This window comes from Bryocella sp., from assembly GCF_058498515.1.
Genome location: NZ_JBMHYI010000021.1, coordinates 97,481 through 119,475 on the forward strand (window position 1 = coordinate 97,481; position 21,995 = coordinate 119,475).

Annotated in this window: 16 protein-coding genes; 15 read left to right on the forward strand and 1 reads right to left on the reverse strand. The window is 62.5% G+C overall.

Features of this window, described 5'->3' with window-relative positions; genetic code table 11:
• Window positions 1-16 precede the first annotated feature (16 nt).
• From AC5E6W_RS06380 to AC5E6W_RS06420, 9 genes are all read left to right on the forward strand, one after another.
• Window positions 17-682: a 4Fe-4S dicluster domain-containing protein gene (locus AC5E6W_RS06380; RefSeq protein ID WP_491751430.1), complete on the forward strand. Its 666-nt coding sequence runs from the start codon at window positions 17-19 to the stop codon at window positions 680-682.
• A gap of 1 nt (window position 683) precedes the next feature.
• Entirely contained in the window at window positions 684-1,874 is a 1,191-nt protein-coding gene (gene nuoH / locus AC5E6W_RS06385; RefSeq protein ID WP_491751431.1) for an NADH-quinone oxidoreductase subunit NuoH, read from the forward strand.
• Between the two features lie 4 nt (window positions 1,875-1,878).
• The gene (locus AC5E6W_RS06390; RefSeq protein WP_491751432.1) at window positions 1,879-2,406 is read left to right on the forward strand and encodes an NADH-quinone oxidoreductase subunit J family protein; all 528 of its coding nucleotides are present in this window, start codon (window positions 1,879-1,881) and stop codon (window positions 2,404-2,406) included.
• On the forward strand, window positions 2,403-2,714 hold the full coding sequence (gene nuoK / locus AC5E6W_RS06395; protein ID WP_491751433.1) for an NADH-quinone oxidoreductase subunit NuoK: 312 nt from the start codon (window positions 2,403-2,405) through the stop codon (window positions 2,712-2,714). Before AC5E6W_RS06390 ends, nuoK begins: the two co-directional genes overlap by 4 nt.
• Window positions 2,715-2,744: 30 nt before the next feature.
• A complete protein-coding gene (nuoL, locus tag AC5E6W_RS06400; protein WP_491751434.1) occupies window positions 2,745-4,838 on the forward strand; it encodes an NADH-quinone oxidoreductase subunit L in 2,094 nt (697 codons plus the stop codon).
• Complete coding sequence (locus tag AC5E6W_RS06405; protein ID WP_491751435.1) at window positions 4,835-6,394, forward strand: complex I subunit 4 family protein; 1,560 nt, start codon at window positions 4,835-4,837, stop codon at window positions 6,392-6,394. Before nuoL ends, AC5E6W_RS06405 begins: the two co-directional genes overlap by 4 nt.
• A 24-nt stretch (window positions 6,395-6,418) precedes the next feature.
• Window positions 6,419-7,954 (forward strand): complex I subunit 4 family protein, encoded by a 1,536-nt coding sequence (locus AC5E6W_RS06410; protein ID WP_491751436.1) that lies wholly within the window; start codon window positions 6,419-6,421, stop codon window positions 7,952-7,954.
• The gene (locus tag AC5E6W_RS06415; protein ID WP_491751437.1) at window positions 7,951-9,423 is read left to right on the forward strand and encodes an NADH-quinone oxidoreductase subunit N; all 1,473 of its coding nucleotides are present in this window, start codon (window positions 7,951-7,953) and stop codon (window positions 9,421-9,423) included. Before AC5E6W_RS06410 ends, AC5E6W_RS06415 begins: the two co-directional genes overlap by 4 nt.
• Window positions 9,424-9,580: 157 nt before the next feature.
• Complete coding sequence (locus tag AC5E6W_RS06420; RefSeq protein ID WP_491751438.1) at window positions 9,581-9,892, forward strand: hypothetical protein; 312 nt, start codon at window positions 9,581-9,583, stop codon at window positions 9,890-9,892.
• A 13-nt stretch (window positions 9,893-9,905) separates the two neighbouring features.
• Here AC5E6W_RS06420 and AC5E6W_RS06425 read toward each other — a convergent pair whose 3' ends face one another.
• A complete protein-coding gene (locus tag AC5E6W_RS06425) occupies window positions 9,906-11,225 on the reverse strand; it encodes an L-fuconate dehydratase (RefSeq protein ID WP_491751439.1) in 1,320 nt (439 codons plus the stop codon).
• Window positions 11,226-11,435: 210 nt separating this feature from the next.
• Between AC5E6W_RS06425 and AC5E6W_RS06430 the strand changes: the two genes are divergently transcribed.
• The 6 genes from AC5E6W_RS06430 (at window position 11,436) to AC5E6W_RS06455 (ending at window position 21,933) form a co-directional block, all read left to right on the forward strand.
• On the forward strand, window positions 11,436-12,212 hold the full coding sequence (locus AC5E6W_RS06430) for an SDR family NAD(P)-dependent oxidoreductase (RefSeq protein WP_491751440.1): 777 nt from the start codon (window positions 11,436-11,438) through the stop codon (window positions 12,210-12,212).
• 166 nt (window positions 12,213-12,378) lie between these two features.
• The gene (locus AC5E6W_RS06435; RefSeq protein WP_491751441.1) at window positions 12,379-15,456 is read left to right on the forward strand and encodes an amidohydrolase family protein; all 3,078 of its coding nucleotides are present in this window, start codon (window positions 12,379-12,381) and stop codon (window positions 15,454-15,456) included.
• A 56-nt stretch (window positions 15,457-15,512) separates the two neighbouring features.
• Window positions 15,513-17,102: a flavin monoamine oxidase family protein gene (locus tag AC5E6W_RS06440; RefSeq protein ID WP_491751442.1), complete on the forward strand. Its 1,590-nt coding sequence runs from the start codon at window positions 15,513-15,515 to the stop codon at window positions 17,100-17,102.
• A 120-nt stretch (window positions 17,103-17,222) separates the two neighbouring features.
• Complete coding sequence (locus AC5E6W_RS06445; protein WP_491751443.1) at window positions 17,223-17,708, forward strand: Rid family hydrolase; 486 nt, start codon at window positions 17,223-17,225, stop codon at window positions 17,706-17,708.
• Window positions 17,709-17,971: 263 nt separating this feature from the next.
• Complete coding sequence (locus tag AC5E6W_RS06450; protein WP_491751444.1) at window positions 17,972-20,431, forward strand: putative bifunctional diguanylate cyclase/phosphodiesterase; 2,460 nt, start codon at window positions 17,972-17,974, stop codon at window positions 20,429-20,431.
• A 62-nt stretch (window positions 20,432-20,493) separates the two neighbouring features.
• Entirely contained in the window at window positions 20,494-21,933 is a 1,440-nt protein-coding gene (locus AC5E6W_RS06455; RefSeq protein WP_491751445.1) for an FAD-binding oxidoreductase, read from the forward strand.
• Window positions 21,934-21,995: the final 62 nt, after the last annotated feature.

The window sequence follows — 21,995 nt, forward strand, 5'->3', positions numbered from 1 at the left end:
AAGGGGACTAGGCGCAATGGTCGGTTCGGGAATTCTGAAGGGCCTCGCGGAGACAGCACGCAACTTCCTCGGCAGCTATGCCAGCGAAGAGCGGTTGACGACCGTGGAATATCCGGAGGAGAAGCTGCCACGCATCGAGGCCAGCCGCAACTTCCCCTTCCTCGTCTATGACGGCGATGACTGGCACGCAGGCATGCGTTGCGTCTCCTGCCACATCTGCGAGAAGGAGTGTCCGCCCAAGTGCATCTACATCGAGAAGAGCACCGATAAGAAGCCGGATGCCGCAGGCAAGATGCAGGCCTATCCGGCACGCTTCGATATCGACATCTCCGTCTGCATGAGCTGCCAAATCTGCACCGAGGTCTGCCCCTTCGACGCGATCAAGATGGACAACGCGTTCGACTACTACGCGACGGATCGCTTCAACGATCTCGTGCTCGATAAGCAGGAACTCTCCAAGCCCAACGAGTACTACCACCAGATCCATCCCACCGAGGCTGCGCATGTGGATGCAGAGCTCGCCGCCGCCCGAGCGAAGGCCGCGCCCAAGCCTCCTGCGGCTCCCGCCGCCGTAGCCGCTGCGCCAGCACCCGCTGCGAAACCTGGCGCCGCGCCTGACGTGACAGCGAGCACAGCACCAAAGCCTATTGTCAGCGATCCTGCGAAGGAGAGCAATGGCTAGCATGAGCGCAGGCATCGTCAATCAGGCAGACCAGATCTTCGTCATCCTCAAGGATGTGGTTGTCTCCCATCTTCCAGTGGTACTGCAGCCGCTGGCATCGGCCATCATCTCCATGATTGGCGTCGTCGCAGTCTTCGCTGGCCTCTTCGCGATTACGACGGTCTTCGAGCGCAAGGGCCTCGGCCGCATGCAGAACCGCCTCGGCCCAAACCGTGTCGGCCCCTTCGGCTTCTTTCAGCCTGCCGCCGACGGCATCAAATCGCTGACCAAGGAAGACCTGGTTCCCCGTGCCGCGGACAAGGTCGTGCATTTCCTCGCGCCGGTGGTGCTCGTCGCCGCATCGTTCCTGGGATACGCCGTGGTCCCCGTCGGCCGCAATATGGTGGCATCCAACCTCGACGCTGGCGTGCTGTACTTCTTCGCCGCAGGCTCGATGGTGGAACTCGGTGTCTTCATGGCCGGCTGGTCAAGCCACAGCAAATACTCACTGCTTGGCGCCATGCGCGCCGTCGCGCAGATGATCAGCTACGAAGTTCCACTGGTGCTCGCGTCGATCACGGTCATCATGGCCGCAGGCTCACTCTCCACCGTCGACATCGTGGAGAAGCAGGCCCGGTACGTCGGCGGCCTCGCCCACTGGTACGTCTTCACACCGTGGGGCTTCGTGGGCTTCCTGCTGTTCATGATTGCAGCAACGGCCGAGTCCAACCGCTGCCCCTTCGACCTTCCCGAAGGCGAGAGCGAGATCATCGCCGGCTACTTCATCGAGTACTCGGGCTTCAAGTTCGCACTCTTCTTTGCGGGCGAGTATCTGGGCATGCTGGCGACCAGCGCGCTCGCCATCACACTGTTCCTCGGCGGCTGGACTTCACCGTTCTCGTTCCTTACCTGGATCCCATCGTGGATCTGGTTCTTCGCCAAGCTGCTGACGCTGATCTTCTGCTTCATCTGGGTGCGCGGCACATTGCCTCGCCTGCGCATGGATCAGCTGATGGGTCTGGCCTGGAAGTTCATGTTGCCCATGACGCTGCTCAACCTCATCATCGCGGCCGTCTGGCGGTTTCTGCCGGGAGGTGTGCTGATTCGCTGGCCGGCCTGCGCATTGATGGTGGCAATCCCGTTTCTCCTGCTTAGCCGCGGACTGCGCTCCGAGAAACGGCTGCAGACACGAACGTACCGGTTCGCGGAGTGATTCGATGACGATCCTCTTTCTCATCCTCGCGATTCTCGCCATTATGGGCGCCTCGGCGGCCATGGCCTTCCGCAGCGCCGTGCATGCCGTGCTCGCCCTCGCGCTGGCCTTCGTCGGTCTCGCTCTGCTGTACCTCAGCCTGGACGCGCAGTTCGTCGGCTTCACGCAGGTCATCGTCTATGTAGGCGCAGTCGCAATCCTCGCGGTCTTCGCCATCATGATGACTCGCAGCGATAGCGCGCACCATCATCTCCCAGTCTTCTCGAAGACCTGGCTGACGGGCGTGGTGCTCGCGGGCGGCGTCTTCACGGTGCTCGCATGGGCAGTGCTCACCGACCACTCGCAGCAGGCCTCGGCCGATGCTGCCGCCCCGGTGACAACCGTCACCCAGATCGGTGAGGCGCTCATGCAGCGTTATGCCTTCCCGTTGGAGATCATGGGCCTGTTGCTTACGGCAGCGCTGGTGGGAGCGGTGGTGCTTGCGATGCCGTTGATCACGAGCAAGTCAGAAGCGAAAGGAGACGCACAGTGACAGCACTGAATGGATATCTTCTCCTTGCCGCACTGCTGTTCTCCATAGGTCTCGCCGGTGCGCTTACGCGGCGCAACGCCATCCTTGTACTCGCTGGCATTGAGCTGATGCTCAACGCCGCCAACCTCAACTTCATCGCCTTCTGGCGTTACGGCGCACATCCTGAAGCGCTCACCGGAACGATGTTCGCTATCTTCTCGATCGGCATCGCCGCAGCGGAAGCTGCTGTCGGACTCGGCCTGATCCTTGCTGTCTATCGCCACTTCAAGACCACCGACCTCGATGAGATCGCCTCGCTCAAGGGATAAGAGAGCGGGATTGCACGCACGATGACGAACATGCCCTGGATCGTTCGAAACCTCTGGCTGATACCCGCGCTGCCGTTGCTGGCAGGCGGACTCATCGCCCTCGCAAGACAGCGCCACCGCAGCTTCGCCGCTGTGGCCGCCATCGGCTCCATGGTGCTTGCGTTCCTGCTCTCGGTCGCTGCGTTCGCGCAGGCGCTGGGGCATCCGGAGCTGAAGCAAGTCGTCAGCGTCCCCTGGTTTCAGGTGGGTTCCGGTTGGGTCCAGCTCGGCTGGGTGCTGGATCCGCTTACCGCCGTGATGCTGCTGATGGTCACCTTCGTCGGCACGTTGATCTTCATCTACTCCACCGGCTACATGCACGAGGATGAGAACTTCACACGGTTCTTCTGCTTCCTCGCACTCTTCGCCGGAGCGATGCTAGGCGTGGTCCTCTCGAACTCCCTGCTGCTGCTGTTCATGTGCTGGGAGATCATGGGCCTCACCTCGTACCTGCTCATCGGCTTCTGGTTCTTCAAGCCGAGCGCAGCCGCCGCGGCAAAGAAAGCCTTCCTGGTCACGCGCATCGGTGACCTTGGCTTCTTCCTCGGCATGGCATGGCTGTATGCTCACACCGGCACACTGCTCTTCTACGATGGCGGTGCAGGCTGCCTGGAGCATTCGGCGATCGCTTCGCTCGTCGCGCACACCACAGCCTTCGGCTGGCCACTGGCGACGATGATCTCGCTGCTGCTCTTCTGTGGCGCGGTCGGCAAGAGTGGTCAGCTTCCGCTGCACGTGTGGCTGCCGGACGCGATGGAAGGCCCCACACCCGTCTCCGCGCTGATCCACGCGGCAACGATGGTCGCCGCCGGCGTCTTCCTCATGGCGAGGATCTATCCCATGCTGAGCGCTCACGCGCTGCCCATGCCGGACCTCTCGCCCACACTCGCGCTGGAAGTGGTCACGTGGGTCGGCGCGCTCACTGCGATCTTCGGCTCGCTCTGCGCGGTCGCGCAGTTCGACGTGAAGCGCATCCTTGCCTACTCCACGGTCTCGCAACTCGGCTACATGATGATGGGCATCGGCGTCGGGGGCGTCTCGGTGGGGATGTTCCACCTCATCACGCACGCCTTCTTCAAGGCGCTGCTCTTCCTTGGTGCGGGCTCGATCATTCACGGCTGCGAAGGCGAGCAGGACATCCGGCGCATGGGCGGCCTGCGCGGCTACATGCCGATCACCTTCGCGGTCTACGCTGCCGGAACGCTGGCGCTCTGCGGCTTTCCTCTCTTCTCCGGCTTCTGGTCCAAGGACGAGATTCTCGGCTCTGCCTTCGTCTGGAGCGTCTCGCGCGTGCCGTTTTATCTCGGTGCCTTGGGCGCTCTGCTCACCGCCTTCTACATGACGCGCCAGATCGCCTATGTCTTCGCGGGGCCGCTGCGGCTCTCGCAGACCGAGATGGAGCAAGCCGTCCACGCAACCCACCACGACGGTACGGACCACAAGCATCACCCGCACGAAAGCCCGTTGGTGATGACGATCCCCCTGATGCTGCTCGCGTTCTTCGCAGTGTTCCTCGGCTTCATCGGCACAGCAGCATGGCCATGGTTCCAGAGCTTCCTCGAGGGCGAAAACGCAAAGGTCGACTTTGGCGCTTTCAGTGCCGTGTACCCGCTGATGCTTGTCTCCATCGTGCTGGTACTCATCGGCATCGCAATCGGCTGGGCCATCTACCATCGCCGCCGCATTACCGAAGCCGCAGCCCCGGATCGCCTGCAGCAAGCACAGCCACAGCTCTTCGCTCTGCTTGGCAATGCGTTCTATATCGAGCCTCTCTACTACGCCACGCTCGTGAAGCTCAACGATCTTCTGGCTGTCCTTGCAGACCTCTTTGATCGCTACCTCTGGGGTGGAATTGTGAAGCTGATCTCAGGGGTCACCGTAGGGCTCGCACACCTCGATAGCTTCATCGACTCGCAAGGCATCAACGGGGGATTCGACGAAGGCTGTGCGACCGTTTCGCGCGGAGGCAAGCTCACCTCGATGCTGCAGGCTGGCCGCGTGCAAGGCTACCTCCGCGCCATTGGAGCAGCGCTCATCGTTGCCGCCGCATTGCTGCTGTGGACGGTCGGGAGGGCCCACGCATGATCTCCCCATCCTTCCCCTGGATCAGCTTCCTTACAGCTCTGCCCGTTGTAGGCGCGATCCTCACCCTCCTAGCCGGTCGCAGCAAGAACGCCGCACGCTGGATCGCTGTAGTTTTCGCTGCAGCATCGCTCGTCACTGTTCTGCTGATGTGGCACAGCTTCAACTCAGCCTCCGGCCTCCTGCAGTTTGAAGAACGTCACGCCTGGGTGCCTGCACTGCACATCGACTACCGCGTCGCGGTCGATGGCATCGGCATCCTGATGCTGCTGCTGAGCACGATCGTGACCCTGATTGGTATGGCTGCCTCGTGGAAGATCAGCGAGCGAGTCCCACTCTACTTCGCTCTTGTCCTCCTGCTGCAGGCCTGTCTCTTCGGCGCATTCACCGCGCTGAACTTCGTGCACTGGTTCACCTTCTGGGAGCTCAGCCTCGTTCCCGCATTCTTCCTCATCAAGCTCTGGGGAGGACCCCGCCGCTCGCCGGCTGCTACCCAGTTCCTCGTCTACACGATGGTTGGCAGCGTGGCGATGCTGCTCAGCTTCCTGGCACTCTATCTGGGCACCGGGCAGTTCGACTTCACGACCCTCGCGCAGCTTGCGCAGTCGGGCTCGTTGATGCCGGAGACCTTCGCCTCACTGCATGTCCAGCACTTCTCGCAGCATGGCTTTGCGATGCTGCTCTTCACCGGAGTGTTCCTTGGTTTTGCGGTGAAGGTGCCGATCATGCCCTTCCACACCTGGCTGCCGGAAGCCTACAGCGAGGCGCCCAGTGGAACCACCGCGATTCTCACCGGAGCGATGTCGAAGATGGGCCTTTATGGCTTTCTTCGTATCCTGCTGCCGATCTTCGGTGTGGAGATGCAGAGCGCACGCACATTACTACTGTGGATGGCAGCTGGCACCATCATCTCGTCCGGCTATGCCGCCCTCGCGCAAAAGGATCTGAAGCGCATCTTTGCGTACTCGTCGATCAACCACCTTGCATACTGCCTGCTCGCGATCTTTGCGGTGGCTTCGGCCGGTGGAATGAATCCGGCGAACGTGGCGCAGCAACAGGCAGCATTGAGCGGCGTACTGTTCCAGATGTTCAACCACGGTCTTACCGCAGCAACCATCTTCTGGTTCATCGCGCTGATCGAGAGCCGCAGCGATGGCATCCGCGGTCTGAACGACTTCGGTGGTCTGCGCAAAGTCGCCCCCGTCTTCGCCGGGTTGATGGGTATCGCACTCTTCTCCTCGCTCGGCCTTCCCGGCCTCAACGGGTTCGTGGGCGAGTTCCTGATCTTCCGCGGAACGTTCCCGCTGGCCATCGCCGCAACCTCCGTCGCTGTGCTCGGCCTGCTGCTCACCGCAATGTTCATCCTCAACGTGATCCAGCATGTCTTCGCCGGGCCGCTCGCGCCGCAGTGGTCGAGCTTTCCGGATCTCACGCGCAACGAGCGCATGGCGCTGGCTCCCGCAATCGCATTGATGTTCCTGCTCGGGCTCTTCCCGCAGCTCATCCTTGGCCCCATTCACGGCACCATCGTTGCGATGGTGCAGCAGCTCAAGTTCTAGCAAACTCGAACCGGTCTCTTACGCATGCTCGCCTGGACGATCTACATCTCGATGGGTGCCGCCGCCCTCCTCCTCCTGTTGCCGCGGCGAAGTGCGCAGGCAGCACGCGTGATCGCGCTGGCTGCGGCGATCGGCGGCTTCGTGGTCGCGCTGCTCGGCTTCATCGCGCAGCGACCGGGTGACACCGTGACGGTAGCCCGTGTGCCATGGGTTCCAACGCTCGGCATCGAGTACCACCTCGCCGCCGATGGCATCAGCGTAAGTCTTGTGCTGCTGACCGGCGTCGTCGCTATCACCGGCGTGCTTTTCAGCTGGAACATTGAGGAGCGCGCGAAAGAGTTCTTCGCGTTCTTCCTTCTGCTCATCGGCTCGGTGTATGGCGTCTTCCTGAGCTGGGATCTCTTCCTGCTCTTCGTCTTCTACGAAATCGTCATCATCCCGAAGTACTTCCTCATAGCCATCTGGGGCTCGACCCGCCGCGAGTACGGCGCGATGAAGCTGGCGATCTACTCCTTCGTTGGCAGCGCGATGGTGCTCATCGGCCTCATCGCCACCTACGTGGTCTCAGGCGCGCATTCGCTCTCGCTCGATGTGCTCGCTGGCCATTACCTTCCGCAGCACTTCCAGATGTGGGCGTTCCCGCTCGTCTTCGTCGGCTTCGGCATCCTTGCCGGCCTGTGGCCCTTCCACACCTGGGCTCCGACCGGCCACGTCGCAGCCCCAACAGCAGCCTCCATGCTGCTTGCTGGCGTGGTGATGAAGCTCGGAGCCTATGGTTGCCTGCGCGTTGCAATGACGCTCTTCCCGCTGGGCCTCGCACCCTGGGGCTTCCACGTCATGGGCTTTGGCTCCTGGCGCGATGTCTTCAGCATCCTCGCGGTCATCGGCATCGTCTACGGCGCCACGGTGGCGATGGTGCAGAAGGACTTCAAGTTCGTCATCGGCTACTCCTCCGTAAGCCACATGGGCTTCATCACGCTGGGCCTCATGACGCTGAATCTCACCGGCCTCAGCGGTGCGGTTCTGCAGATGATCTCGCATGGTCTGCTGGCCGGCCTGCTCTTTGCGGTTGTCGGCCGCATGGTCTATGAGCGAACGCATACACGCGAGCTCGCACTCCTCGGGCCGATGCAGCTCAATAAGGCGATCCCATTCGCTGCGGTCACCTTCATCGTCGCCGGCATGGCCAGCATGGGCCTTCCGGGCTTTAGCGGTTTCGTGGCCGAATTGATGATCCTCCTCGGCGCGTGGAAGGCTTTCCCTGCGCTCGCCGCGCTTACGGGCGTGGGCATTGTGCTGGGCGTCGTCTATGTGTGGCGCGCCATGCAAAAGGCGTTCTTTGCGGGAGACTCCAAGCAAGCCGCAGAACCTCCAGGCAAGCATCACGATCCTTTACCCCCGATCACATTCCCCGAGAAACTCGCTGCGGGCATCCTCATCGCGTCGAGCGTCTTCGTAGGCGTCTATCCCCAGTTCCTGCTGCGCCTGATTCAGCCCGCGCTCAACTCCCCGCTCTTCGGCGCACTGCATAACGTCGCGAACAACGGAGGCTGGCAATGATCGCGTCTCCGTTCCTCGATCTTCTTCACCTCGCGTGGCCTGAGCTCTTCCTGGATATCGCGGCGCTGGTTGTAGTCGCGCTCGATCTCCTCGTACTTCGCCGCCGCTCGATCGCGCTGCGCTTCAGCTTCGCTGCGGCCTTTACGGCGCTCGGCTGCGCCATCGCGATCATCGCGCTGATCACCCATCCGATCGATGGCGGTGTCTTCGGCGGCATCCTGGTCAGCTCGGCGCTGATTCGTTCGGTGCAGGTGCTCATCCTGCTCATCGCGATGGCGACTGCGCTCATCAGCACACGCTCCGACTTCACGGAACATGTGGGCGAGTTCTTCCTCCTCCTCATCTTGGCCACCGAAGGCGCACTCACGCTGGTTGCAACGACGGACCTGCTCGTGATCTTCGTCTCGCTGGAACTGCTCAGCCTCTCGCTCTACGCCATGTCTGCAGCGGACAAGCGCAGCAAACGAGCGGCCGAGGCGGGGTTGAAGTACTTCCTCTTCGGCGGTATGTCGGCGGCGTTTCTCCTCTTCGGTTTCAGCCTCCTCTATGGCGCCACCGGCTCGACGAGTCTGCCCGTGATCGCAGCCAGCCTGCACACGCTGACTCCGCTGGTTGCCATCGCCATCGTGATGACCGCGATCGGCTTCGGCTTCAAGGTAGCTGCCGCTCCGTTGCACTTCTGGGCGCCCGACGTCTACCAGAGTGCCCCTGCTCCGGCCGCCGCATTCATCGCATCTGCTTCTAAGGTCGCAAGCTTCTTCGTCTTCTTCGAGCTGCTGCATGCGGCCCTCGGTCCGGTCGCTGGCAGCGCGGTGTGGGGACACTTCAGCACCGGCTGGGCGCCTGTCATCGCTGCGTTGGCCGCAGGCTCCATGGTTCTCGGCAACCTGGGCGCGCTGGCGCAGACCAGCGTTCGCCGTCTGCTTGCGTACTCAGCCATCGCGCACGCCGGCTACATGCTCGTCGCCATCATTGCCGGCACGCCGCAGAGCCTCGCAGCGCTGCTGTACTACGTCTTCACCTACGCGCTCACGACCGTCGGCCTCTTCGCCATCGCGGCCATCGTGGAGCACGACACGGGCAGTGACTCGCTGACGAGCTTCAACGGCCTCAGCCGCCGTGCTCCGTTCCTGGCTCTCTGCCTGTTCGTCTTCCTCCTCTCGCTGGCAGGCATTCCGCCGCTCTCCGGCTTCTTTGCGAAGTTCTTCCTGTTCGCCGCAGCCTTGTCTTCACCAAGCGGCCTCGGACTGCTGTGGCTGGTCGTGCTGGGCATCGCGATGAGCGCCGTCTCCCTCTTCTACTACCTGCAGGTGCTCAAGCGCGCGTTCGTTACGCCGCCTCAATCCGGCTCACCGGAGATGGCCGTGCCGTGGTTCACGCAGGCTGTCATCGGGGCGCTTGCGCTGCTCACGCTGCTGCTTGGCTGCGCTCCGCATGTGTTGCTGGGCTGGTTCGAGCGCGTGATCTAAGCGCGCTCGAACAGCAGAGTAGGAGATGTCGATCGTCCTGTTCCCAAGCCTGCGAGCGCTCTGCTAGACTGGGCCGCTCTGCGGGGAGTGGTGCATCGCGCGATGCGCCCAACCGCATGCATCAACTGCAACCAATGGATACCAAGGAGACTCGCGCATGACGTCGGAGCAACTCAAAGAGATCGTCGATCAGCGCATGCGGGACCCGCACGTCCTGGGCCGCGTTGCCTGCAACCTCCGCAGCAGCACACCCGTCGAGCAGACCCATCACGACGAGCAGCTGTTTCAGGTGGCATGGGAAGACTACGGCGACTTCTGGCGCGCGATCGTGACCGAGGATGGTGGCGCGAAGCTAGCACAGGTGGACGTGCACGAGAACGGCACCACGCGGGTGGATGCGTTCTCTCCGGCGCGCGTAACGGTCTCCCCCGAAGAAGAATTGCTTTGCATCACGCGCTATCGCGCATAGCAGGTAAGACGCTTCACTCCGCCGTGGCGACCACAGCGTCTTCCTGCCACGCTGCGCCCGCCGGGAACTCGAAACGGGCCAGCGACTCAGGCTTGATCTGGATGCTGTAACCAGGCTGCGTAGGCAGCAGGTAGTGTCCGCGGCGGATGCGCACAGGATCGAGGAAGTGTTCGTGCAAATGGTCGACATACTCGATCACGCGATCCTGCAGCGTGCAGGAGATACCGAGAAAGTCAAACATCGATAGGTGCTGCACGTACTCGCACAGCCCGACGCCGCCGGCGTGCGGGCACACGGGTACACCGAACTTCGCGGCCATCAGCATGATCGCCAGGTCCTCGTTGACGCCTGCAACACGGCAGCTGTCGATCTGGCAGACGTCGATGGAGCCGGCCTGCAACAGCTGCTTGAACATCACTGCGTTGTGGCAGTGCTCGCCGGTTGCGATGCGCACGCCCGACTCGCGCCGAATGCGTGCATGGCCCAGGATGTCATCGGGGCTGGTCGGCTCCTCCATCCACCACACGTCCACCTCGGCGAGCTGCTTCGTGCGCTCGATCGCCGTCTCAACGCCCCACTTCTGATTCGCGTCCACCATCATGCGATTGTCTGGACCGATGGCGTCGCGCACGATACGCGCGCGTCGCAGGTCATCGGCCGCATCGCCGCCCACCTTCAGCTTGAAGTGCGTCCATCCCTCTGCAAGGCCTTCCTGACACAAGCGGCGGATCTTCTCTTCGCTGTATCCGAACCAGCCTGCTGACGTTGTGTAGGCGGGATAGCCGCTCGCCTCGAGCTGCGCGAGGCGCTCAGCCTGGCCTTCCTTTCCCTTGCGCAGGATCGCGAGCGCCTCCTCCGGCTTCAGCGCATCGGCGATGTAGCGGAAGTCAATGGCCGCGACAATCTGCTCGGGGGTCATATCCGCCAGCAGCCGCCACACGGGCTTGCCTTCAGCCTTCGCGTAGAGATCCCACACCGCATTGATCAGCGCCGCGCAAGCGAGATGGATGACACCCTTCTCGGGCCCCAGCCAACGGAACTGCGTGTCGCCTGTGAGCTCCAGATAGAAGCCGTTGAGATCGGAAGTAATCGACTCCAGCGTGCGTCCTTCGATTCGCTGCGCGAGGTATCGCAGTGCCGACACGACGATGTCTGTGCCGCGTCCCAACGTGAAGGTAAGGCCGTGGCCCTCAAGCCCCGTGTTGGTCTCGAGGATGCAATAGGCCGCCGAGTAGTCAGGGTCCTTGTTCACCGCATCCGAGCCAATCTGCTCTCGTGAGGTGGGGAAGCGGAGGTCGAGAACGCGGGCGCGCTGAAGGATGATCGGTGGCAAGGGCCCTTCCAAGGTGTTTTGTCTTCCATCCCAGGCCGGGTGGTAGTTGGGAGACAAGTGTAAGTGTGAAAATCAACTTTCGTCAATGAAATCATAGCTCGTGGGTACTCCGTCCGGCGATTCTGAAATTTCCCAGGCGAAAGCTTCTTTTGACATTCAAAATCGTAAGAGGGTAGAACGAAGCGGGCGGCCATGCCGCCAATGGAGCTCATGAAACCGATGTTCGAGTATGAGGGCAAGCGCGTAGTCGTCACCGGAGGCGCCAGTGGCATTGGTCTCGCCATCGCCAGACTCTTCGCAGAGCAAAAGGCAAGCGTGGTGATTGTGGACCTCAACCAGCAGGCAGCCGACGAAGCGGCCTCCGAAATTGCGGCCACCACCGGCGTCGCCGTCGAGAGTGCAGCGTGCAACGTCGCGCTGGAGAGCAGCGTGGCCGAAGCTTTCGCGAAGATTGGTGGCCCCATCGATGTGCTGATCAACTGTGCGGGTATTGCGCATGTCGGAACGCTCGCGTCGACGGAGCCCGCGGACTTTGACCGTCTCTACAACGTGAACGTGCGCGGAACGTACCTCTGCATGCGCGCCGCGCTGGCGTCGATGCAGGAAAAGGGAAGCGGTGTCATCCTCAACATGGCGTCCATCGCGGCCACCACAGGGCTTGCCGATCGCTTCGCCTATTCAATGACCAAGGGCGCAGTGCTCTCGATGACACTTTCCGTGGCGAAGGATTACCTGACGAAGGGCATCCGCTGCAACTGCATCTCACCGGCGCGCGTTTTTACGCCGTTTGTAGCAGGCTTCCTCGCGAAGAACTATCCTGGGCGCGAGGAGGAGAAGAAGAAAGAGCTCGCGGCGTCGCAGCCCATCGGGCGCATGGGGACGCCGGAAGAAGTGGCGACGCTGGCGCTGTATCTCTGCTCGGACGAGGCATCGTTCCTCACCGGCGTCGACTATCCCATCGACGGCGGCTTCTTCAATCTGCGATAGAGTAAGCCCCGAGGTGTGGCGCGTGAACATTCCCGCGCTCGCTGCTTCTCTCGGCCGGCCGCGCTTCCTTGCGTACTCCCGCGATTCAGCGTGACGGCGTTCGCGGCACGCCCTACAATCGTCTTGACTCCCGGCTTCAGAAACTCTTCAACGCCCACGAGGTTGCATGCTTCGCGCGGTTGCCGCCCGTTTCGCTCTGCCATTCTCTTTGGCTCTGTTCATGCAGCCCACGCTGCATGCAGCCGTTCCGCCGCCGCATGCGATCCCGGTCACGGAAGGCACGAACATGCAGGTGACGGTGTCACCCGATGGCAGGCGGCTGCTGGCGAACATCCAGGGCCTCATCTTCGCGATGCCTGCCGCTGGGGGCGCTGCGAAGCAGATCACGCAGCCACTGCAGGAGGCCTCGCACCCGGACTGGTCCGCGAAGGCCGGCCTGGTGGCGATTCAGTCCTACGCCGGTGGCGCCTTCCATGTCTGGACGATGAAGCCCGATGGCAAGGGCCTGAAGCAGGTCACCTTCGGCCACGGAGACGACCGCGAACCCTGCTTCTCGCCCGATGGCAAGACCATCGCTTTCGCTTCTGATCGCGCGTTTGAAGGCTCCTACGACATCTGGACAGTCGAGGTTGCGACCGGCAATCTCAAGCGCATCACCTCTGCGGCTGACGATGAGTTTGGTCCCGACTGGACGCCCGACGGCACGCATCTCGCGTTCATCAGCGGCGCCGGTTCGGCGGGTCGCGAGATCAAGCTCGTCGATGTCACGAGCGGCAAGCAATCGACGCTGGTGTCGATCGCGCCGACGAAGGGAACGCTGGAGGCGCCGAGCTTCTCTCCCGACGGCCACAAGCTGGCCTATGTCCGCTTCGATCTGGCCGAGGGACCGCCAGGCAGGCCGTCGATGCTCAACGCCGCGCACCTCATCGTGATCCCCGTCGCAGGCGGTGAAGCAATCTACGAGGGCAAGGCTGCAGACACGTTCCCGTTCCCTGCGGTATGGCGCTCCAGCGCGGAGCTCTACTACACGGGCGATGGAAAGATCCTGAAGACGAACATCCTTGACGGCACAGAGACAGCGGTAAACTTCACTGCGCCAATCCCAACCAGCAAGCCTACCTACACGCCAAAGAAGTATGACTTCGACTCGACGGCTGCGCATTCCGTCAAGGGCATCTATGCTCCGGCGCTCTCGCCAGATGGCAAGAGCGTTGCGTTCGTCGCGCTAAACCAGGTGTACGTGATGCCGCTCGGCGGCAAGCCCGTTGCTATTACGCACGATGCCTTCTACAAGCAGGGACCAGCGTGGTCTCCTGATGGCAAGCAGCTCGCGTACGTCAGCGATTGTGATGGCATTGAGAACGTCTACCTCCATGACATGAGCGCGGCAGCGGAAGCGGTCGACAAGCGTGCGTTCCCCAGTGAGTCCGCGCAGATCATGCCTGCGTGGTCTCCGGAGGGGAAGCTCATCGCGTTTCAGGATCAGAAGATGGCAACGATGGTCGGCGATCTCGCGACGAAGAAGATTCGCTTGCTCGCGCCGGCAACGTTCTTTCCTGGTCGTGCCGCGTTCGCACCCAACGGCGAAACCGTTGCCATCGCGACGATCAAGCCGTACACCAGGCGCTTTCGCGAGGGTACAAGCTCCATTGTCACGATCGACCTGTCGACCGGCAGGCAGGAAACGTTCGCTCCGGCGCCGTTCGAGTCCGTGACTACGCGCACAGAGGATGGGCCCATCTACTCACCCGATGGCAAGTCGATGGCTTTCGTGATGGACGACCTGCTCTATGCGATGGACGTCGATGCAACTGGACATCCCACAGGCAAGGCGTACGCACTGAACAACGAGACCACCGATGCAGTAACCTTCAGTGCCGACTCGAGCAAGATTCTCTACCTCCACAACGGCGACCTACGCCTCCTCGATCGCGCCACGAAGACAACCACAACAATTCCCGTGGACCTGATGTTCGCGCAGGCGAAGCCAACACAGAAGCTGCTCATCCATGCAGGCCGCTTCTGGAAGGGCGAAGGCGCGCAGGAACTTACCGACGTCGATATCCTCATCACCGATAACCGCATCACCAGCGTGACGCCACATAGCGCAACGCAACCCGCAGGCGTGACGCGCGTAATCGATGCGAGCCACGAGACTGTGCTGCCGGGCCTCTGGGAGAACCACGCGCACCCTGATTCCGACAACGGCATCTACTACGGTGCGCGCATGGGCCGGCTGTGGCTGGCGTACGGCATCACGGAACTCAAGGGCCTCGCCGACAATGCGTATCGCGCGGTCGAGCATCGTGAGATGTACCAGGCAAACCTCGCGCCGGGACCGCGGCTGTTCAACACGGGTGAAGCCGTCGATGGCGAACGTGTGTACTACCCCATGATGATCCCCACAACCTCCGAGGCACAGCTACAGCGCGAACTCGATCGGCTGAAGGCGCTCGACTTCGACTTCGTGAAGCTCTACGTGCGGCTTCCGTTCGCTTGGGCACAGAAGGGAGCGGCCTTCGGACATGAACAGATGGGCGTGCAGTCGGGAGGCCACTATCTCCTGCCCGAAGTTGACCTCGGCGAAGACGGCATGAGCCACATCAGCGCAACGTCGCGCTGGGGCTGGGCCTACTCGCGGTCTCTGGTCGGACGCAGTTACCAGGACGTGCAGAAGCTCCTGGTTGACTCGGGCATGTGGGTCATCAGCACCACCTTCTCGCAGGCGCCCTACAAGGACGACCCCGGCATGGCCACCGATCCGCGGCAAGGCATCGCTCCGCCGTGGGAAAACAAGCGGCTGCAGGTAGCGGTCGATGGCGCTGCTAGCGTAGACCAGACCGCTGCGCTCCAGCACTTGAAGGACGAAGAGGTCACCGTAGCCGAGGACTTCCGCAAGGGTGGACTGGTACTGGCCGGTACCGACTCTCCACTCGACATCCCTGCGACCAGCCTCCATGCCAATCTCCGCGCCCAGGTCAAGTTCGGCCTCGAGCCGTGGCAGGCGCTGGAGACGGCGACGTATCTTCCCGCCAAGGCCTATGGCCTGACGAAGGATCTGGGAACGCTGGAGCCAGGCAAGCTCGCAGAGCTTATCATTACGTCAGGCGACCCGCTCAAGAACATCGACGACGTGATCAAGGTGCAGTGCGTGATGAAGAACGGCTTCCTCTGGAGCGTCTCTGACATCGCAGCGCCCTTCACCAGGATCAGCGCCGGCACAGACATCTGCCCCGCGCAGTAACCGCGCATCACTGTTTACCAGAACCGCAGCTCCAGCAACCTGAGGGATACGCTTCGATGGGAATGACTCGCCGTGACTTTCTTACGCGTGTCGGCAATGCCGGCGGTTATGCAGCCGCCTTCGCCACCATGCAGTCGCTTGGCCTGATGCCCATGAAGGGCCAGCGGCCGACGCCGATGCCCGTCGCTCCGGGTCTCGGCAAAGGAACGAAGGTGCTGGTGCTGGGCGGCGGAATCGGCGGCCTCGTCACGGCATATGAAGCACACAAACTTGGCTATGATGTAACGCTGCTGGAAGCTCGCGATCGTCCCGGCGGTCGCAACTGGAGTGGGCGCAAGGGTACGGTCATCGAGTTCGTCGACGGTACGAAGCAGACCATCGACTGGGAAGAAGGGAACTACCAGAACCTCGGCCCCGCGCGCCTGCCCAGCACCCACTGGACGATGCTCAACTATTGTCGCGAATTGAAGGTGCCGCTCGAAGTTGAGATCAACACCTCACGCTCGACGCTGCTGCAAAACGACAAAGCCAACAGCGGCGCTCCAGTCGTGCAGCGCAAGGCGATGAATGACACGCGCGGCCGCATCAGCGAGCTGCTGAACAAGTGTGTGGCGCAGGGAGCGCTCGATGCCGAGCTGAGCGCGGAGGATCGCGAGCGCATGAAGGACTTCCTCGCCACGTACGGTCCGTTGGATAAGTCCGGCAAGTACGTGGGCTCGGACCGCGCCGGCCTCAAGGTGACACCCGGGGCCGGCAGTCAGCAGGAGGTCATCGAGAAGCCGCAAGACATGCATCTGCTGCTCGACGAGGGGTTCTGGGGCGGCCTGCTCTATGAAGAAGCGTGGGACTGGCAGGCGACGATGATGCAGCCGGTAGGCGGCATGGACCGCATCCCGTATGCGTTCGCTAAAGCGCTCGGCCCCATCGTGCATTACAACTCGCCAGTAACGGAGATTCGCCGCTCGGGCAATGGTGTGAAGGTCACGTATCTCGACAAGGGATCGCCGAAGCAGATTGAGGCGGCCTTCTGCGTGGTGGCAATGCCGATGTCGATCCTCAAGAAGATCCCCAATGACTTCTCGCCCGAGTACAAGGCCGTCATCAACGGAGCAACGATGGCGAACTCCTACAAGATGCCATGGGAAGCCCCGCGATTCTGGGAGACCGACTACAACATCTACGGTGGCCTCTCATTCCTCGCGCAGGGGCCAAGCCCGGTCTGGTACCCCAGCGCGAACCTGATGGCCGAGACGGGCATCATCGTCGGCGGCTACACGGATGAATACTCGCAGCCCGGCTTCGCCGCCATGTCGATCGCGGAGAAGTTGGAGCAGTCGAAGATGTCCATCGAGAAGCTGCATCCAGGCTGCTCGAAGCTGTTGCGCAAGGGCATCTTCATGGGCTGGGCTCACGTGAAGTGGAACGAGGGTTCGTGGATCCGCAGCTACGGCGGCGGCCCCAAGGGCTACGACACGATGATCCAGGCCGATGGTCCCTTCTACTTCGCGGGGGACACGATCAGCAACATCGTCGGCTGGCAGGAGGGTGCTGCGCTCAGCGCGCGGCGTGTGGTCAACATGATCGGCGATCGCACGAAAAGCACGCAACTAGCTTCGCCGCACGCTTCCATCGCAACGGGCTCATAGCAGCTGAGTATTTCGCAGGGCCACTCGCAATCGCTGAGCGGCTAACACCACATCAGCGTAGCTCGCGTGCTATCGTCGCGAGTACACAACCCATCGCAACTGCATCCCTGGAGGCACATCATGAAGTTCGCTCTCAAGTTCCTTGCGCCTGCCCTGCTCGCCTTGACGGGCGTCGCTCAGGCTCAGATCCCCGTGAAGCACATCCAGACTGAAAAGGCTGCCATCGCCACCGGCGTGTGGGCAGGCGATACCTACTATCTCAGCGGCCAGCTCGCTTCGCCCATCACCGCGGCAGACACAGCCAAAGGCACTACGGCCGACTATGGCGACACCAAAGCGCAGGCCGCCAGCGTCTTCGCGAAGATCCAGGCCGCCCTCAAGGAGCAGGGGCTGGATATGGGTGACGTCGTGAAGATGACCGTATTTCTCGGTCCTGATCCGAAGACCGGCAAGATGGACTTTGCCGGCATGCAGTCCGAGTATCTGAAGTATTTCGGGACCAAGGAGCAGCCCAACAAGCCGGCGCGTTCGGCCTTCCAGGTAGCTGCGCTTGCCGCTCCGTGGGCGGCATTGGAAATTGAGGTCATCGCGGTCAAAAGTAAGTAGCGGCGCTACGCCGTCCGCTGTGAACCGCTTCAGATCAAAGGGGGAAGGCCATGCGGCCTTCTCCTTTTTCATGCAACGGAAATGCTTGATCCCGCGCGCAAAAGCGCATTTCCTGCACCCAGAAATATCAGTTCAGAGATGCCACCGGCGGGATAGGCCCGTTGTTTAGCGATGTTTTATACAACTTTCGCCTTATAGATGACTGACTGAGGGGCCGATAGCCTCGAACACAGATTCTTCGCCTGTGCGCGAGCTGTATCCCGATGCAGACAGAGCTGTTGGACATCATCATCATTGGTTGTCTGGTCCTGTTATTCGCCGCGACCTACCAGACGCGTGCGACGACCATGGTCCGCGCCTGGACGGTGGGCTGGGTTCTGGTGCTGGTGCATTTCGCGGCGCTCATGGTCCATCCTCCCAGCGGGTTCGGCCTTCGGCTGATGCAGTCGCTCAGCCTCTCGGCACTGGTGGGCTGTGCTGCGGCATTCCTCCTGCCTACAGCTCCGATCGAGGATCGCCCCCGTCAGACCCGGGTCATCGTCGTGGCGGGAATCGCCTCGATCTGCGGCATCCTGCTCGCGGTTTGGGATGTGCAGCCGATGCTCCCTTACTTCATCGCGATGGGCGTCGGCGAGTCCGCCGCGGTGCTGTATGGCCTGCGTCTTCGTCGCAGCTCTGGGACGGTCACTGTTGTGGCCTTCCTTCTCGCTGCCGGCGCCGGAACCGGCTGGATCACCTGGACCATTCTGCACGGTCGGCACGAAACCGGCATCTCGGCCCTGTTGTTCGAGTTCTACCTCTTCGTTGCTGTCGCCTACATGGCGCGCTTCCATCGCATCTCGGGTGGATCGTTGGCCGTCTCATGCGGCCTGGTCGCGTGGTCCTCGGTCTTTCCAGCGGGCGAGTTCTGTGCGCACCTTGGCATCATCAGCAGCATCAGCCCGGAGTTCTGGAACATCCCAAAGTACTTCGTAGCTTTTGGCATGATTCTGTTCCTGCTGGAGGACGAAGTTCGGTCCGCCTCCAGCGCCAGCAAGCACTACCAGCTTCTCTTCGAAGGCAATCCGCAGCCTATGTGGATCGCAGATCCTGAGACCCTGGCGATCGAGAGCGTCAACGCCGCCGCAGTGAAGCAGTACGGCTTCACGCCGGAGGAGTTCTGCCGGTTGCGCGTGATCAGCCTCTTTGCCGATCGCGACGACGAGACGGACGTCCTCAAGGTACGAGCGCTGCTGGCCGATCCTGAGCCTAGAGAGCACCGCCGCCGCGACGGCTCTACCTTCCTGGCGCAAGCCACAACGCGCCGCATCGACTCCGCCGGTCGCACCCTCGCGCTGACCCTGATCGAAGACATCACCGAGCGCCAGCAGCTCCACGACCGTCTGCTGCATCAGGCCCACCACGATCTTCTCACCGGCCTTCCCAACCGCGCGTACCTCGAGCAGACACTCAAGCACACGCTCATGCATTCGCAACGCTACAGTCGCCAGTCTGCGCTGCTCTGTCTCGACGTCGACCGCTTCAAGCAGATCAACGACACTTACGGCCACGCCATGGGCGATGCCTGCCTGCAGGAGGTCTCGCGCCGCCTCCGCTCGCGCCTCCGCTCCGTTGACATGGCGGCCCGCGTCGGCGGTGAGGAGTTCGCCGTCGTGCTGCATGAGATCTCTGTGCCCAGCGACGCGCAGCGCGTCGCAGCGGATCTTCTCCAGACGCTGGTTGCTCCGTTCCGCACCAATGGCTTCACCATCGAGCTCACGGCGAGCATCGGCATCGCGGTTTACCCGCAGGACGCTCCCGACGCCGCGCGGCTGTGGCGCAACGCTGACTGCGCGATGTACCGCGCCAAGCGCGCCGGCGGCAATCAATACCTCTGCATGTCGCCGGAGATCGGCATCGAAACCTCGGAAGCCAACGAGATGGAGATCCTCCTGCGTCACGCGCTCAAGGGCGGCGGCGGCCTCGAGATGTACTTCCAGCCTCTCTACAAAACCTCCGGCCAGCTGGCGAGCCTGGAGGCGCTGGTGCGTTTCCACCATCCTCGCCTGGGCATGATCTCGCCCGACCGCTTCATCCCGATCGCCGAGGAGAACGGCCTCATCGTTCCGCTGGGAACCTGGGTGCTGGAGCGCGTGTGTCAGCTGCTGACAGAGTGGCGCAGTCAGCGGCTTCCACTGGTGCCGGTGGCCATCAACGTGAGCTCCCGGCAGATCACGCGCCCGGACTTCGCACACACTGTCGTGGACATGCTCGAGCGCTTCCGGCTCGATCCCCGGATGCTCGGCCTCGAGATCACGGAGACCGCAATGATGCGCAACGTGGCTGAGGCCACGCGTCAGGTCTCGATGCTGGCCTCACTGGGCATCGCCTTCTCCATCGACGACTTCGGCACCGGCTACTCGTCGCTGGGCCAGATCGACAAGCTACCCGTGCAGACGTTGAAGATCGATCGCAGCTTCACGCAGCGCCTGTGCCGCCCCAACGGCACGTACTCCATCGTGGACGCAATCATCTCCATGGCGCACAGCCTCGGCCTCGAGGTCGTGGCCGAAGGTGTGGAAGATGCCGACCAGCTCCATCGTCTGCGCGAACTGCGCTGCGACGTTGTGCAGGGCTACCTCTTCTCGCGGCCGGTGCCGGCAGGCGAGGTCCCAGGTCTGCTGCAGCACCGCGGAACGCTGCAGGAGTTTCTCCCCGAGCGCATCACGACCTGGGTCGCATAGCTCCCGCTCCTATCCGAGTCGAGAAGAGCCGCGAGAACCCCTCGCAAGGTAGCATCGTGAGCATGGCTGTGCAGGACAACACCATCGCCTGGGCCCGTGGCACGCAGGGCGGCGGCTCGGACTTCAGCGCCGACTACCTCACCGATGCCTCCGGCTATACCGGTCATGCCGAGCGCGTGCTCCTCCCTGCCAACGAAGCGGAGCTGCAAGCCATGCTCGCCGAGGCCGTCCGCACACATACTCCCATCACCATCGCTGGCGCTGGCACGGGCCTCACGGGCTCGCGCGTGCCGCAGGGCGGCTGGGTCGTCTCCATGGAGCGCTTCACGAAGCTCGAGGTGCATGAGAGCTATGCGCTGGTCGGTCCTGCCGTGCGACTCATGGACCTGCGCACAGCCGTTGCGCCAACCCGCCAGTTCTACGCTCCCGACCCCACAGAGATCAGCGCCTCGATTGGCGGTAACATCGCCACCAACGCCAGCGGATCGAGGAGCTTCAAGTTCGGCGCGACGCGGCGTCATGTGCGCGCACTCAAAGTCGCGCTGCTGGATGGCTCGTTGCGCTGGTATCGGCGGGGTGAAGCCATCGACTTCGAGGTTCTCGCGCTCCCTCGGCCCAGCGTCACGAAGAACACCGCAGGCTACCAGCTGGCGCCCGGCATGGACTGGGTAGACCTCTTCATCGGCTCGGAGGGAACGCTTGGAGTGGTCGTCGAGGCCGAGCTGGCGCTGCTCCCCGAGCCTGCCGAAGTCTTCTCTGGCGTGGTCTTCTTCGCGAGCGATGAAGCTGCGCTCGATGCAGTCCGCGCGTGGCGTCCCATCGCCGAGCTCCGCATGATGGAGTATGCAGACGACCTCTCGCTGGAGCTCCTGCGCACCCGCTACCCTGAGATTCCCGCGGCGGCCAAAGCCGCATTGATGATCGAGGCCGAGGGCTCAGATGCCGATGCGGAACTCGCCTCCTGGTACGAGCGCCTCGAGGCTCAACAGGCACTGCTCGACGACTCCTGGTTCGCCTTGAACGACCGTGACCGCGAACGCTTCCGCGCCTTCCGCCATGCGATGCCGCAGCTCGTCGTCGAGACGATGACGAAGCGCGGCTTCCTCAACATGGGAACCGACTACGCCGTGCCGTTAGACCGCGACCGCGACTTGCTGGCGTATTACCGCAAGCGCTGCGGTGAGGAGTTGGGCACGCACTACGTGATCTTCGGCCACATCGGCGATGCGCACCTGCACCTCAACATGCTTCCCGCAACCACGGACGAGGCGGAGCGCGCCGCCGCGCTGTTGAAGGAGTTCGCGGCATACGCTGTGCAGCTCGGCGGCACGGTATCGGCCGAGCATGGTCTCGGCAAGCGCAAGGCTCAGCTACTGGAGCTGCAGTACACACCGGCGCAGATTGATGCGATGCGCGCCGTCAAGCAGCGCTTCGATCCTAAGTGGCTACTGGGTCGGGGAACGCTGTTCGCACCAGTTGGAAGCGGTGAGCAAGAACAGTAGCCTCCTGCCCGGAAGCCTGAAGACCTCGCGCCTCTACAGACAAGCGGGAAAGCTGACGACGC